At 45.4% G+C, this 15,836-nt stretch carries 13 protein-coding genes and 1 CRISPR repeat array; of the genes, 3 read left to right on the top strand and 10 right to left on the bottom strand.

Annotated elements, in window-relative coordinates:
* The first annotated feature begins 160 nt into the window (after nt 1-160).
* Nucleotides 161-550, top strand: a complete 390-nt coding sequence (locus B1C80_RS28075) for a hypothetical protein (RefSeq protein WP_139361611.1) — start codon at nt 161-163, stop codon at nt 548-550.
* Nucleotides 551-1,146: 596 nt separating this feature from the next.
* Here B1C80_RS28075 and B1C80_RS07845 read toward each other — a convergent pair.
* From B1C80_RS07845 to B1C80_RS07800, 10 genes are all read right to left on the bottom strand, one after another.
* Nucleotides 1,147-2,178 (bottom strand): hypothetical protein, encoded by a 1,032-nt coding sequence (locus tag B1C80_RS07845; RefSeq protein ID WP_077920533.1) that lies wholly within the window; start codon nt 2,176-2,178, stop codon nt 1,147-1,149.
* 84 nt (nt 2,179-2,262) lie between these two features.
* A complete protein-coding gene (locus B1C80_RS07840) occupies nt 2,263-3,405 on the bottom strand; it encodes a hypothetical protein (protein ID WP_236648679.1) in 1,143 nt (380 codons plus the stop codon).
* Nucleotides 3,406-3,410: 5 nt separating this feature from the next.
* The gene (locus B1C80_RS07835) at nt 3,411-6,458 is read right to left on the bottom strand and encodes a tubulin-like doman-containing protein (protein WP_161492731.1); all 3,048 of its coding nucleotides are present in this window, start codon (nt 6,456-6,458) and stop codon (nt 3,411-3,413) included.
* Between the two features lie 18 nt (nt 6,459-6,476).
* Nucleotides 6,477-7,235: a hypothetical protein gene (locus B1C80_RS07830; RefSeq protein ID WP_077920531.1), complete on the bottom strand. Its 759-nt coding sequence runs from the start codon at nt 7,233-7,235 to the stop codon at nt 6,477-6,479.
* 939 nt (nt 7,236-8,174) lie between these two features.
* Complete coding sequence (locus tag B1C80_RS07825) at nt 8,175-8,657, bottom strand: hypothetical protein (RefSeq protein WP_077920530.1); 483 nt, start codon at nt 8,655-8,657, stop codon at nt 8,175-8,177.
* Nucleotides 8,658-8,770: 113 nt separating this feature from the next.
* Nucleotides 8,771-9,748 carry a nucleotidyl transferase AbiEii/AbiGii toxin family protein gene (locus B1C80_RS07820; RefSeq protein WP_077920529.1) on the bottom strand — a complete coding sequence of 326 codons (978 nt, stop codon included), beginning with the start codon at nt 9,746-9,748 and terminating at the stop codon, nt 8,771-8,773.
* Entirely contained in the window at nt 9,745-10,473 is a 729-nt protein-coding gene (locus tag B1C80_RS07815; RefSeq protein WP_077920528.1) for a DUF6088 family protein, read from the bottom strand. Before B1C80_RS07815 ends, B1C80_RS07820 begins: the two co-directional genes overlap by 4 nt.
* Nucleotides 10,474-10,609: 136 nt before the next feature.
* Entirely contained in the window at nt 10,610-11,083 is a 474-nt protein-coding gene (locus tag B1C80_RS07810) for a hypothetical protein (protein ID WP_077920527.1), read from the bottom strand.
* A gap of 67 nt (nt 11,084-11,150) precedes the next feature.
* Nucleotides 11,151-12,488 carry a radical SAM protein gene (locus tag B1C80_RS07805; RefSeq protein ID WP_077920526.1) on the bottom strand — a complete coding sequence of 446 codons (1,338 nt, stop codon included), beginning with the start codon at nt 12,486-12,488 and terminating at the stop codon, nt 11,151-11,153.
* Nucleotides 12,445-13,293: a recombinase family protein gene (locus tag B1C80_RS07800; protein ID WP_077920525.1), complete on the bottom strand. Its 849-nt coding sequence runs from the start codon at nt 13,291-13,293 to the stop codon at nt 12,445-12,447. The genes B1C80_RS07805 and B1C80_RS07800 overlap by 44 nt, the downstream gene beginning before the upstream one ends.
* Nucleotides 13,294-13,527: 234 nt before the next feature.
* Here B1C80_RS07800 and B1C80_RS07795 point away from each other — a divergent pair, with 234 nt between their 5' ends.
* Together B1C80_RS07795 and B1C80_RS07790 are read left to right on the top strand one after the other, a co-directional pair.
* Complete coding sequence (locus B1C80_RS07795) at nt 13,528-14,094, top strand: hypothetical protein (RefSeq protein ID WP_077920524.1); 567 nt, start codon at nt 13,528-13,530, stop codon at nt 14,092-14,094.
* A gap of 67 nt (nt 14,095-14,161) precedes the next feature.
* Nucleotides 14,162-14,632, top strand: a complete 471-nt coding sequence (locus B1C80_RS07790; RefSeq protein WP_077920523.1) for a hypothetical protein — start codon at nt 14,162-14,164, stop codon at nt 14,630-14,632.
* A gap of 155 nt (nt 14,633-14,787) precedes the next feature.
* Nucleotides 14,788-15,802: direct repeats of the CRISPR family, unit length 29 nt; unit sequence CTTTCAATACCCGAAGGTCCGATTGATAC.
* Nucleotides 15,803-15,836 lie beyond the last annotated feature (34 nt).

The following is a 15,836-nucleotide window of genomic DNA, read 5'->3' as shown; positions in this document are numbered from 1 at the left end:
CTAGGGCCGGTACATCCATTGTCGAAAAAGCCTACCAAATCCCTCCTCTATCTTTCGGAACAAATACAGTCGACTACTACAGAGGGAGTTGACCCCCATTTGCCTCTGTTCATTAAAGTACAAAAGTTCCATCTTTTTAACAACATTGACCAGAACGATCATGAAAAAAACACGTTGCCGTCCCTTCATGCTGTTGCAGGCCGCCGTTTTGTCCATCCTGTGCTTGACGATGTCTTGCACGGACTCGTCGAAGGAAACTGACTATTCATCCCATAGCACGGACCCCTGTACAGCCTTGCAACAAGAATGTTTGAGTTTATTCAGCCAGCACTCTTCCGAAATTGCCCGTATCATTAAGGCCCAGGGTCAGCACACTGACCCCTACGTCGGCGATGTGCTGTCATCTCTGTATATGGTCTCTTCGATTCAGGTAAAGGAAGATCAGATCCGGCAGACTTGTCCCGAAGCCTTTCAAACCTACGAGCGTGAACGGGACAACCTGATTGCCCTGCTCATTGCAAAAGAGGTAGCCAAGGAACTGCTGAAGTAACGGCTACCAAACCTGGTAAGACGGTTTCCCACCCGGTCGGTCTTTGTGCCGACCGGGTTTTTATTAAACACAATAAATCCCTAGATGAAGAATTGCAGGTGATCTTGCCAGTTGACTGACCGGTGCGTGATATGGTTACACCCTAACCGGGCTAAATGACTGCGCGAAAGAGCAAACGCTGTGCGATATTAGGATGGCCGTTTTGCAGGGGGCCATTGAGGAAGGGGTCAATGCAAATCAATAACGATTGCAGGCGCTGAACCGAACCGCCTGATTCGTGTACCACACCATTTTTCCCGCTGACGCCCCGCAAACGGGCTCGCGGGGTTTCAGTGAACTGCATTGGTACCCCTTACCGTCCGAAACGCTTTTTTTCTGGTAAAGGCGACTGGCCTGTTACACAGGAGCGAGATGATGCAACGCCCCCGTATAACACAGGCCACCGCTTTACAGTCCACCCCTGTTTATAACAGTCTCTACCCACTCAGCGAGTCGATCGTGCTGAGTCGAATACACTTGTTTTGCTATAAAATGTACTCGCACGAACATCATACAATAGTTAGCAACTATCGTTTCTAGTACATCATGCAGCTACATCAAGGGGTCATAAATTCGACAATTGAATAAGCTGCTTGGTGTGGCTTACGTATCACCCCACCCACTTTTGGTTTACTTCGATCGTCATCATGTATAATGAACAACCGATTTTTAGCCACCAGCGCTAGATCCTCGGCTTTGTTGGTAAATGTCAAAGGTAGTTTGGTGAGCCTATCATTTACTATATTCATTTTGTTCGCTTTAAGATCCGCTTCGGTAGCCCACCAGAGATAGGCGGAATTAGCTTGATTTTCCCCTTCCGAAGAAGTCAGTAGCCAAAATACCTTTCTAGCCCTATCATATTCAATAGATGATAAGGCTAAATTGGGTGGTAACCCTGGATGCATAGTAGCGATATTAATATCCGAAATCACTTGAAAATCTTCCGAAAGTATCAGACTATCAAGAGCGAAGCGATAGGGAACACTCACTAGCTTGACTTTGTAAGCAAAGTCATCAAATTTTTTTCCTTCTTCACGAATCCCAAAATACAATTTGGTATCCGTGGCAGCTAAGCCCTCTACTTTAAAGTAGGGCATTCCTTCCGGAAACTGACTAGATCGTAAAGCTTTGGATAACGCTTTACGCAGCGTCAACGAAAAATTCTCATTCTGCGCCAGCTTGGTGTTTTTTGGCGAAAAACTATTCGGCAATTTGTCAGAAGACCAATATAACAACGAATTATAGCCATCCCATTCATGACTATCACTCTTTATCCGGTCAAATCCAGTGGTTAAAAAAACGTGTTTACGATCGGGCGTAAGGGCAAAATCTTCGTACTTATGGCTACTTTTTAAAGCGGGCTGGGAGAAATAGACCGGTTTATCTGGGTAGATTTTTTTACCGTCGTACGGAATGTAGAATACGGAAGCATCTACCCCTGGCATGTCTTTATCATTGGCAAAATATAGATGAGCGCCGTCATAAAACACAGCTGATGCTTCACACCACACTTCTCGCCCATCCGCCTGAAGACCGTCCGCAAAGCAGTCAATAAAATGCTCTTCGGTAATCACGGCTCCCTTTGTCAAAACAGCAGTTGGACGCTGACAGTGTTGAAACAATAGGTTTACCAACAGGGATAATGCTAAAAGACTGGTTACTCTCATTTTATATCAATTAATAGACCGTAAATAGCCAATCGAGAAATTGGCGTCCCAATCAAAGACAAATTGTCGGCATTGCGTCGCCTGAGCAATTGCTGAGTATATCACTAGCCCGGCCTTCTGTCGATCACCCTCGGGCACGTAAGCATTTGGCGACATAAGGCAGTTGTAGCGTTCCTTGTCTTTTCGAATTTGTTTGGCTAGTTCGAAGGGGACACCTCCCATTATAAAACATATACTACGGACATTTTTGGGCACTTTAGAAAATTTAGTGAGTATGTCGTTTCTTACTTCGGTATCCGTATGGTCTAACTGAAAATATTTCGAACCAAACGTATCGAACCCCACCTCCTTGCCATTTTCTATGTACGATATTTTTGTATTTGAGGAGCCCATATCTACCACAAAGGCGTTCCCTTCATACTTTTCGGGCAGAATACAACGCAGCGCAAACTTTGCTTCCTGCTCAGGCGTGACGGTATTTACTCTGTAACCAAGCTTGTCGCGCATGATATCCATAATCTTCATAACATTCTCTTCTTTGCTCGCTCCTGAGCTGGCAATGAAGTGGATATTTTTAGGCTTCACGCCGTATTTAAGAATATCAGCTATATACTCCCTTAAACCTTTGACGATGTCGTCTTCCGTGGCCATGTGCTCATACACCAGACTGGACCCATACGCGGCTTTTTCGAGTTTCCAATTCCGTTGATCGTCTTCACGAATAATAAATGAGTTAAATCCGGTTGCCCCTAACTCAACAATTCCTTTCAATAGGCTCTTTTGGGCGTCGGGAACTGGTGGCAGATAAGCAAAATCCGTCAAGAAAGCGTTAGCTTTCGAAGTCGTATCATAAGGTGGAATAATTGGCTCGCTTCCTCCGTCAACAAGATCACTAGAATCCCGGTCAGGTTTGACAGGTGGTGAACCTTCTGTAAAAGAGTTCCAACCATACCAAGCCAGACCAGCAAGAAGCCCAGCTACCAGCAAATATGCCACCATTGGAACCCGCTTTTGTTCCTTGGCCACAGCGACTAACGGCTTTTCGCATTCCGGACACGTAAAATCCAACCCATCCTGAACCGTTATTACTTTTTTGTTATTGGCATTATCACAATTGCCAATATTGACGCATATACCTTGTTTAGCCATTTGATTTACTCAGATTTTAAAGTGTCTATTAGTCTTCCCGCTGCTTCTTCGTGCAAGATGTACACTCGATCTTCATTGCCACGCTCCGCAGCGATGTGTTTAACTAATGCAATAAGTGACTGCTTTAGCTCATCCTTCTTGACCTTATGCTTATAGTCCGAGGCGAGACGGGGCTGAACGGCATTTTCTATCAATTGCACCGCTTGACGAGTAAGGGTCAGGTAGCACTGGGATAATTTTTTGTCCATAAACACCATGGGCACCATCCGTCCAAAATCATTCGGTTGAACAAAAGCCCATTTTTGATAGCCATTTTCGTCTTCCTTCTCTTCGAGAAAACCCATAGTATGCGCTAGGAGAAGGTGCGGGATAGCCTCATGCTGAATTCGTTCTAACTCTTTTTGTTTATCTAGTTCAGAAGCTAAGAAAAGTCGCGGCAAATCGGATCCGTCGCCCTCCGTATGCAAAAACAGTTTTGCCCGTTTGCCGTCTTCTTTGGCTATGCGTTCATTGTACTTTTCCCCCAGAGCACCCACCAGTTCTACGTAGCGAAGTGGTAAGCCGTTTATAAGAGAGAGCAATACGATTTCGTGTTTCTTTCGACTGGAGAAGGCAAACTGAACCGTGACACCTTGTACTGCCTCTTGAAAAGCGGCCTGAAGTTTCTCCACGAAATCTCTATGTTCAGGAACGTCTGGCAGAATGACTGTAAACGTGCGTCTAACATTGTTAGAAACAGCACCATCCCCTACTCGGTTAACTTCATTTTGATTCAGAATTAAGAAATAGCCCGAATAATCCACGAGTTTTTTCACGTACTTCCGCAAATCTTCTTCCCGGCTTCCATATAAAGCCTTGAGTTTTGCAATGATACCAACATCGAATAACCGATCCTTATTTTCCAGGGAGGCTTCTGCTGTGCGGGCGTTATGATCACAGGTCTTTTCTAACGTCGCAATAAAATGCGATTGTGACGTTAACGTGTTGAAAAGCCTAAAAGACGGATCATTCCCCAAGGGATCAATTAAAGCTTTACGAACATTAGACGTCTGGGTATCTTGCTGCTTTTTATCCCTCTCCAATCGCTTAGTAACTTCTCTGACTTTTTCTGGCTCGTAAAAACGTATGACCTGCTTTTTGTAGTTGCCTTCTCTCCGCAAATCTTCTTCTTTGTCATTGCAGCGTTCTTCAATATTTTTTTCGAAAACCTTCAACGCTTCGTCCAGCGTTTTATTAGCCGTTTCTACTTGCGCCCTTAATTCGGTAAACTGCTCCAAGATTTCGTTGACAAAACCAATAGCAAATTGAAGGCCTTCCGCTTGCGTTTTATAAATGTATAGCTCTTCAAAAACCGCGCCCTGGGCATTCAGTAATTCTTTAGGCTTTCCTAATGTCCGAGAAAATAGGCCCATGTCCGCCCACGATTTTTTATTAGCCAGAGCCCTGGCATTCGTCTCTTCTACGGCACTATTGTTACGAACGATTTTCCCCTGTAAATCAGCCCGTCTTGTAACCAAATTATCGGCTAAAGCTTCCAGTAACTGCTTTATATCATACAAGGACTTTACACCATTTCGCCACTCGGTAAACACTTCCTTTTCCACCCGGTTAACAACTTCTCTGGCCAATGCTTTAAGGTCGTGCGCCTTAGCCTCGTAGAAGTTTCTAACACCCATATTCCGGTAGCTCTCATTGTAATACTTATCACACAGCACCTGCAGTTCATCCAACCAATTCGTGTCGGTACTTGACTTGGCTAACTCTTTGAAATTAGGCATGACCATTCGCCAAGTATCGCCTATGGGCATCCATTTTTTAGTTACAGCATCTTCCGTAATAGGAAGTGACAACTGCAAATGCTCAAGCGTAAGCCGCCATTTTTCTTGCGTCTTTTTGTCAGCTACTTCCTCGCCAAAGTTCCAGTTACGAGCTAAATTCCTAAAACCTATCTCGTCATTCCAGAAATTATATCGTAGCTGGTAGGTCGCCTGGCGGGCAAAGCTGTACGTAATAAATTCGCGGATTTCCTCTTCAGGCGTAGCTATCCTTTTGACACCAAATCCTAAGAAACGCAGTGAACGTTCAGGGGTTTTACTTTCTGCAGATTGCTCAGTCAGCTGAACGCCATTTTCATTGTTCTCCTGAGAAGAAATTTTTGTTTCAATTTCTGTACCGCGCAGAGAAACAAGTTTTTGATAAATAAAATCGGTAACAATTGTCGGCAGTTCTTCATCCACATCAACCGTATTGCCGTTTTGATTGATATTAGAAAATAAATACGCGCCTAAGAACGGATCTTTTAATGTGCTATTCGTGAACCGTGTTTTACCATTGGTATTCGTAGTTGACACATCGATCGGCAAATAACTACCCACCCCAAGCGCGTTCAGTTCTCGTAAGGCTGCGTAACCATTGGCATGATAAAATCCAGCTTGAATTTTTTCTTGCGGAGCATTCAACTCAGGCAAAAAAAGATATAGAGTGATCGCGTATTTAAAGCTAGTATTCGGCACGTACAGCTTTCTTATCTGAGCGATCACGTCAATCAACGATCCCGACCCGGTGCCCCCTGCCAAACCACAGCAGATGTGAAAATGAACCTCTTGCTGGCCATTCTCTTGTAATTTCGCGACCTGTAGTTTAATCCGGTTAGATAATTCATCGGCGTTAGCTGCCAGCAAGAATCGGCCTAACCTTCTTTTCTGGCCGCCGGCCATGGCTAGTCCGGCCATACCACTTAAGAACTCGGCCCACTCTTTAGCATCACCGATCCAATCTTTTATACCCGGGTGAGAATTTAACTCACTAAGAATACTGTTGAGATCCGAATTTTTGAGTAGTAATTTACTGTTTTCGCCTAATGCGACACTTGTCCCAAGTACCCGCCAAGACTCGCTTTCCTGCAAGTCGCGCTCATTTGTATCTATGTACAAATAGTTGATGTTAACCCCGCTATCTGGTGTATTAGTTCGAAATTCCTGAAAGATTGTTTTCCGAAAAGCACGAATGATTTTTCCGCCTGTACCCCCAAGGCCAATTATCAAATTATTCACGTCGAAAGCTGTTAAGATTTAAACTTTTACTTCAAGGCTATTATACGCAGCTATTCCAATTAAGCCAAACGGAAAAGCTTGCACGAGTATAAACAAGGCAACAAGCAATAGCCTAGTCCATACGACTACCTTCGGCGACTGCTTTTCAAGTTGTTTTTTTGCCTCATTGGCCACTAGAGTAATGGCTCTTTCTGGCGGGTATGTTTTACCAATATTGGCGAAGAAATATTGTACGTCTTTTTGAATTTCTGCTTCTGAGATTCGCGGGTTAGACCAGACTAATGTTAAAAAGCTGTGATGGTCTCTAAAATGCGCTATCCCTTCTTCTATATACGTCTTCGCGAACGTCTCTTGCGCTTTGGTGCTCGTTAGTGGAATGTTTCTTCCATCAGTATAGTCAGCAAACGGTTCAATAGCTTCACAACAATCTTTTACAGCCTGGTACGCTTTGGCGAATGTCGTTGACTGCCATTCGCTATCTAAGCTTATTCCCGCTTTCCATCCCGAGAGAATTGACTTGGAAACTTCTTCAAAAAAAGTAATAGATGCGAAAACTAAAACAAACAGAAACGTAAAGATGGCCGCGCAAAGACTTAAAATCTTATGAACTATTGTTTTTTTGAATGATTTATTCCACAGTTTAGAATAATAATCACAGAGCACGAAACAGCCCACAGCAAGGCTACCTGCCAGAAGTAAAGTAGCCAACAAATTCACTACGGTTAATTTCTGAAGCCCATTGTATACGATGGTTATCAAATCATGTATGAGAGCCATAAGATCGTATCGGTAGTGGATAGTAGAAACCGTTAAATCAACTTTATCGAGATCACTAGCCACAATTCAGGCTATGTCGAAGCACCTTATTATATAAAGGGTCTTCTTTTTGACAGACGATCCGCTTAAGTTTTAAGGCAAAATACAGCCGTTGCTCTAAATCTTTTTGTTAGTTTATTATACGGCATTTTTCAGGTTATGCCTTATAAAAGCCACACTAGCGTTCCAACCACTTATATTAACTTATCATCATTTTAATATTAACTTTTTTATTTATAATTATATATTCATATGTAAAAATATTCCCATTTTTTGAATATGTCGTTAAGACTAGACTATACCGCGTAGCTGTAAAGCTTATGATGTCTATTCAGCTTAGCCATCAAGCCTATTCGTATCGTTTGACAAACCAGATGGGCGATGAAGTGACAGACCCATCTCCCATTTATGGGTAACTAAAAACATCCCCGCATTAATTTATACTAGTCTAAATTTATGTATCGTATGCTACTAGATTGCGTATTTGTTTTACAAAAAAAAGTACCCATACAGGTATTCAAATTATTTTGAGCGGTTTTAGGCATCTCATAGTGTCTACTCTCCCAACGTCAAGCCGCTCAATGAATCGATATTGGTTGATGTGGCCTCTTACCCTGGAATACAAGGTATAGGCCTTGTAGCTTGGGCCATACTTAAATGACGTTGTATTTTGCCAGGTCTTAAGATCGAACTGGGCTCACGCAGAACGGCTAATTAATACTAAGACACCTTTTGCACGCCATGGATGGCTGATTGCTTCAGCAAAAACCTGGCTATAAAAGAGCGGAAAATGGTACACCAGAACTCTTGTTCATTCCGATGGGTGTACGCTGTCCGACTTGGGATCAAGACGTGATGTAGCTGGCCATAGTACAGCAACACCACGTTTATAGTCGTTCATCAATGACTATTGTCAAGTAGATACCTTCCAAACCATTCAAAATCGCGCTCAATTGTCATTGGATTATCATAGATGTCGCGAAACACCACTTGTAACGTGATCCCAGCCAATTGCCTTCGAGCATAGTCTCGCTCTGCGACGCCCTCATGCTCGTCAAAATTTGTTTCAAAAACAACCAAGTGCGCATTAGGTAGTACAATACGCTTCATAGTCTTGTTGACTGAGATGTGCATATACGATCGGGGATCAAGATTGAGGCAGTCATTGATGACCTTGTACTGCTTGCCTTCTTTTGTAAAAACTAGCTGATCAATGATAAGCGGTCCGAGGCCATGATTACGGATATACACCGCTAGTTGCTTGCCATGATCTGGCAGATCAATCTGGGCTAAGGGCTTTAGGGATTTCTCGTTATGTACCCGCTGCAGGTACAATTGATAGAACGTAGCCAGCAACGCCAGTATCGAAATAATGATGGCCAAGATGCCCTCCCCTCATCTGAGTAGTGATACCGCACCAGTATATCGGCTGTAGAGCCGGATTAGAATTAGTTTTTTACGTTGCACCCTCATTCGTTTTTCGTGTCAAGAACCACTTAAGGTTTGATCATCCAGACTACCAAAGCCAACCTTGCTTTAATGCGCTGCAAGGTTTGAACGACGGCTTTATCAACCGGCAACTCGCCAAACACCAGATTTTTGAATGAGCCGTGGTAAGTATTCCGTAACTCCGGCCACACATGATCCAGATTAGCGAATACTAACGCCTGGGAAGGATGCTGGTATAACCAGTCTTTATTGTTGCGAAAACTGACTTCGTCATCTTTGGCTACGTTGTGAAGCATGTCTACAAACGCATCGGAATCAAAAAACGCTGAAAGATCAGCTTGCTGTAGCAATTGGTGAAGGTCGTATATGTGCCGGATTTTATTCCGCAAATCCAGGATAGGGTTGGTAGTATATGAAAACCGCACCAGGCTCATGATTTTCTCACAAAGCGTTCGGGTTGGGGCTAACAAGGGCACGTCAAACGGCAATAGATCATATTGACTGGCTAAGTCACGTTGGCCCCTGCTTTGCATCATCTGATAGACAAATGAACTGACCCGTCCCGTCATCACCGGCTCCGATGAACCCAGCCAACTCGATTCCAGAATGATCAGGTCACGTACCTGGCCAAACTCTCCCATAAACAGTCGCGAATACGAATGAGCCGTTTTGCGGATCATCCCCTTCTTATTAGTAATTCCCGTCATGTCCTGCTCAGGTAGAACTTCCGATACGGCATTACTGATGCGCTTGAGTCGTTCTTTGAGTTGGTTAGCCGACAGAGAAGCGTCTTTTAATAGAACCAAGTCGATATCTTCTGAAAACCGATTGATAAAGGAGAAACACTTGGATAAAGCCGTGCCGCCTTTAAAGACGATGAATTCGGCCAGGGGACTCGTAAAAATGCGTTGCAACGCCAGCGTCACCCAATAATCTTTCTCGATATAAATTTCGGGCAGCTTCATTTGCTGCGCGGTGATGGTGACCGCATCGGCAAAGAGGTCGCGGTTTTCGTGCAGGTTCATCGAATCTTCCAGTCAGATGCGCTGGCTAGCAGGCTATCGTCGATACCCAAATCAAACGTCGTGAGCGGGTTGAGGCTGTCCCGCAGCTTATTAATGCCTTGCTCCATAGACAAATCCATAAGGATAGCTCCTAACAAGGCCCTCACCCGTGGCGGGTAAGCTAGCGCGTAATCAATCATCATTTGCCGCTGCGCCGGTGTCAGCTCGCTGATCTGGCTTTTAAAAATAGCCAGGGCATTACCTAGATCGACATCAGGGATTTGTTTGAGGTCTTTCATGGCATCCAGAAAGCCTAACATCTGATAATTATCATCGGTGACATCGACATAGCTTTTGACGGCTGTCGCTTTGACCGCCCCGTTGTTAACAAAAACACGCCGATTGCGACTGGCTATTTGCATCACCACTGGCACTTGAGTGGTCAGTCCCAATTGATTATAGAGGTAGTCGCCAGTGATGTAAGCCGTTCGTTGGCCGTTTTGATAGAGATAGGGCTTGAGAAGTTGCTGTTCATCTGGCTTTTTCTCGCCAAAAATGGTTTTTTTGGGCTTATAGAAGATGCCCTTGGCCAGCTTTGTAATGACGCCCTTCTTCTGCAGGCGTTCCAAAACTTTGGCGGTTGCCACATAATCCCGTTTACCTATAGCCAATTGACCATACCCAAAGCTCGTCGCTTCGGGTAGTTGGTCAATTTGTCGTGCAACGGTTTGAGCCAGCGTAGCCATGCCTCTAAACTAACACACCTCTTGTCATTTGTCAAGTTTCTTGATCAAAAAACTTGACAAATGACAAGAGGTGTATCCGTAGAAAACACAGTGACGAGTAAGCCGCATCAGGCATCCATACACGACATTATGAAGCTTACTCGGTCAGGTACCGGGAAAACCAGTTGAAATTGCGCGTCAAAACGATGTGGTTATCATACATATCGCGCCCCTCTACTGTCAAGGTGATGGACGCTAACTGCTTTCGGACACAGTTGATGTCGGCTTCACGCTCATGCTCGTCAAATCGGGTTTCAAAGACCACTAGATACGCATGGGGCAGAATCACTCGTTTTACCGTATCATCGATAGTCACGCGCATATACGACCGTGGCTCGAGAGCCAGGCAATCGTCAATCGCCGTATACGACTGACCATGCTGTACAAAGGTTAGTCGATCAATCAGGAGTGGTCCAAGACCGTTGTTTCGAATATGAACGGCAAGTTGCTTGTTGTGATCAGGCAACTCAATCTGGCCTAATGGTTTGAGTGACTTTTCATTGTGAACCCGCTGCAGGTGTAGTTGATAAAACGTGGCCAGCAGTGCTAATACCGAAATTAAAATCGCCAAGTTGGCCTCCTAGGATGCAGACGCTTGTAACGTAGAGAGCACCTTCATACCAAAAGGTGCTTTCCGATTAGGCTATCATTCTATAATCCTGCAATAATTTCAATCGTTCCCGTGCCTGTAATTCATAGATCAGGGGAATAAAGCGGTGGTAGAGGCTACACTGCGGGTCTTTACCATTCACCCGATACACCGGACAACCGCTGGTGCAAACCGACCGGTAACGACAAGACTGACAATCTGGAGACTTCATGTCTTCGTAATGACTACCCTGCTGGATCATATCGACCAGATCCATATCGGCATCAAAGAGGCTATACGATAGCTGGGTGTGATCGCCAAAATGCACATGGCAATAATTAACCGTGCCATCCACATAGATCGCTCCGCCCGAAAAACCCGACGCGCAGGTCTGAAAGCCTAACTCGCCCGGTTTGAGATCGCAGAATTGATGACGATGGGAAAACCGCCAGCCCTGCCCGATAGCGTCTTTCATCAACGCATAGGATTCTGACAAGTATTGGTCCAGCATGTCCGCATCAATGGCTTCGCCTTTGACAATCGAATAACGAAACGGAACATCCAGGTCGATCAGGTAACGGGTTAGACGGGGTAATCCCGCCAGATTCGTATTGGTAACAACCGTATTGGTCGATACGGGAATGTGATGAGCCAGCAAGGTTCGCAAATTCCGGTCAATGAGGGCGAAGCTCCCCGCGCCTGATCTAAAGGTACGGGTGCTATCATGATCCTTATCTAGTCCGTCCAGGGAAATCCCGTAGCTGATACTGTGCTCTTTTGAAAAAGCCACTATCTCATCGGTTAAAATAGTCAGGTTAGTGATGAATGAGCACTCCAGCTGACAGCCGATGTCCCATAAAGTTCTTTTGGCCTGGGGAATAAAGGTTTTCCACGCTTTGAACTGGCTGAGGGGTTCCCCACCAGCCAGGCGCAATTTGATGGAGGTAAGCCCCCGTTTGTGAACCGTTTCTACCATCTTCTCTAGCAACTGGTGACGGGTTGTCTCCGACATGCCCGACGTGGTATTGAGCGTTGAGATATAGCAGTAGCCACAGCTCAGGTTGCACCGATTCGTGGTATGAACCCAAAAATTGAGCGATTGGGGGCTACTCGGTTTTCGGGGCGAACTAAACTGCTGGTCAAACCGGATGATCTCGGTTCGAGCCAGCAGGAATAAAAACTCCTCAACGACATCAGCGGCAATACCGAATTTCTCGCTTAAGGCTGATACCGAGGTTTGATTGTCAATGGCGGCTAGCATGTCAGCCTGTGCCCGACTAAGAATCCGTAGTGAATTCGGGAAAGCACAGTTGACGACAAAGAAATGTTGGTCGTCAATGGGTCTAATAAGCAACTGTGGCGACTTGGTGGGTATGCGCGTCTTCATCGTCAGAAGTTGAATAGCCTATACAATCGCAGTTGGCATTAGCGGAGGATACCTTCGAGATCGTTTCGCCAAATGCCGCTTCGAGTAACGCGCGATCATCGAAGAGTAGGTTATGTTCATTCGATGTAGTTGATAGGGGTTGTGTTGTCATGCTTATGGGTTGTTTTTGTTTCAATCGCTTTTGTAAGGTGCAAACGGTACTGGCATGCCACTGGCTATCGCCCCGAAATGTGGGAATGCCCTGTTTATTGAGTTCCAAGGCAATTGCTCGCACAGTCGTAATACCTCGTCTTTTTAATGCTTTAAGTATTGGTAAAAGCTGGTTGGCAAACTCGTCGGCCGCTTTCTTATTGCGCCGGGCCTGTATCTTCCCATGTTTTCCCAGAACTACCCCTCGCTTTCGAGCCGCATCCAAAGCCGCTCTGGTTGTTTCGCTAATGCGCTGCCGTTGCTCTTCGGCTACGGCGGCCAGAATATGAATGGTGAACCGGTTGGCATGCGGGTTATCGGTCACCACAATTTCGACATCGGACTTGACCAGTCGCGCAATTTTTTCAACATCACGGCCTAAGCGATCCAGTCGAGCGACTATCAAGGTGGCCTTTTGGCGTTTACAGGCATCCAGCGCTTGTAAAAGCCGGTTCTGTTGTCGGCGCGTCGATTTGATCTCGATGATCTCGTCAATCAAAGCATACCCATTCTGTCGACAATAATTGGCGACCACGGCTTGTTGCGCTTCTAACCCTAATCCACTTCGCCCCTGTCGATGCGTGGAAACACGATAGTAGGCAATCGCCTGTTTCATAGCGGGTTAACCGTACTCTTGTTCAGATGTAAACGATCGATTACCTTTGAACAGATTTGGATAAAAAATCGATTACTTTTACATGGATAGGCCTTGATAAACAAGGAATTACCGATCAAGAAACATTGAAAAAGAGGTGTCGGTGTACGGGGGTTAATGATGGTTTACTTCCGAACAAGTTTTTGAAAAGAAAATGGTAGAGTTTCTTAATTCCGTCGCATAACTGGTAAGCCTATGGACTTCAAATTTGATAAGGCCTATCCCGATGAATACGCTTATTTAGAAGATTTTATCGCTCGGGCGAATGGTCAGCTCAAGAAGATGGATAAGGTCATTTTCCACGTATCGGATACGATGAAGGAAGTCCCTTTTTCCTCGTCACGGACGGCGGAAGATCTTGAACGAAATGATAGACGAACTCGTGTTATTTCGTATTTGGAAAATAAACGAGCGGCTTATTGGCGGGAAGTCTTAGAGACGGTCTCTCAAGAGACGGCCGGTACTGATCCAAAGGTAGCACGCTGGATTCGGCAAAGCTGTTCATTCGGACTAGACGGATTTGATGAACAAACCAGACGCCATCATAGCCAAGACATTGGCCTCCCTGCTGAGAAGCTGTACAAGCTGTTTTCTGAACTTCCGTCAATTCGTCAAGAGGAACCAATAGAGCAAAAGTTGGTGCCGTCTGGAGACGAGATCACCGAAAGCGTAGCGAAGGCGGACCAACTTGCCAGACTGATGGAGAAGACTAAAAAACGCCGACAAACTAGCCAACATCGGCGTGGTGGTCATCAACGGTAGTGTCCCCAATGCCTGTGACGTCATATCACTGCAGTAGATTAGATAACTGATTTTTCCTTACACATCTATGGCATACAGCGATCTTTTAGCCCGCCAGGACAAGGAGCTTGAACGGCTCAACCAGGAGTATTATGCAGACCAGGCTACCATCCGACAGTTGCAAAAAGATCATTACGATAAGAGCCGATTCGATGGTCAATTACAGAGGCTTCAAACTTTGCACGAAAAGAAGGTCAAAGATGTACAAGCCCGTTTTGCTCAAGAACAACGGGAGTATTTAGGAGAGCCCACACCGCCCGAGCCAGCACCTGACATTTCTCAAAGTCAGGATAAAGCGGTTAGTATGATTACGTCTTACCGACAACAACAAACGGAACCCAACAAGTCTAGTCAGCAAGACGCAGAAGGGAAATACAGCAAACCGTACCAAGCTGTAAAAGATCAACCCAACAACGAAGACGAAATTAAAAGACTAGCGCAACAGATGCGTGCAAAAAGGGGGCAAAAGCAGCAACACCGACGCGGTTTCAGGCGATAAACAACTAGTTTAACAGTGATTATTAAGCATAGTATAATTCTAATTGTCAAGGAGTTATAGTCAATTACTACGCTATACCAATTCTATACGTTCTAACGTGTAGTATAGTGCAATTAAAATGTAAGGCTCATTGAGGAACTGTCATTAAATACTGGCTTTCAATACAAGGGGGTTCGATTGAGACAACGATTGTGGTGGAAGCTCTGAGCACCTGAACGCATTTCAATACCCGAAGGGCCGATTGATACGCGGTCAGTACGCTATCGAATGAGACAATCCCGGCAACCTTTCAATACCCGAAGGTCCGATTGATACTCGTAGGCCAGGCCCCGCAGACTGGCGGGATGAACAACTTTCAATACCCGAAGGTCCGATTGATACCCGATGCCACCACGGCCACCCTGCTGCATGAATACGGCTTTCAATACCCGAAGGTCCGATTGATACAACTTCCTATCTATTTTCTCGACGTATCACGACAACCTTTCAATACCCGAAGGTCCGATTGATACTACAGTTGTCGTTCACAGCCGACGTTTCATCCGTGAACTTTCAATACCCGAAGGTCCGATTGATACGTCAAACTGGATTGCTTGGTTGAGCAAGACCGTTGCCCTTTCAATACCCGAAGGTCTGATTGATACTACCGGCATCGTTGGGGCGTATGCCGTCCGTGGTATCTTTCAATACCCGAAGGTCCGATTGATACGGCGCCGATCAGCCAGACGCGGCTATTGAATATGACCTTTCAATACCCGAAGGTCCGATTGATACGCACCAGTGCTGTAATGATTTTGTTTTCACCAACGGCCCTTTCAATACCCGAAGGTCCGATTGATACTTCATCTCGGCGAGTGGGGCGTCGCCTACGAACCCGCCTTTCAATACCCGAAGGTCCGATTGATACTCGTATTGGCGTACCAACTTTTAAGCTGTTTATACTCTTTCAATACCCGAAGGTCCGATTGATACTAGCTGGCTCGTCGCGGCGGAGTTATGCTTTCACTACTCTTTCAATACCCGAAGGTCCGATTGATACACTTTGTAGCTGGCCACAGGCAGTGCTGCCGACACCTCTTTCAATACCCGAAGGTCCGATTGATACTCGTATTGGCGTACCAACTTTTAAGCTGTTTATACTCTTTCAATACCCGAAGGTCCGATTGATACGGGTAGTGGTTTTTCCGCTACCGCGGCCACCCTG

Source organism: Spirosoma sp. 209 (assembly GCF_002006735.1).
Classification (GTDB): domain Bacteria; phylum Bacteroidota; class Bacteroidia; order Cytophagales; family Spirosomataceae; genus Spirosoma; species Spirosoma sordidisoli.
The sequence above is the reverse complement of the archived record's forward strand: the minus strand, read 5'-3'. Positions and strand labels throughout refer to the sequence as shown.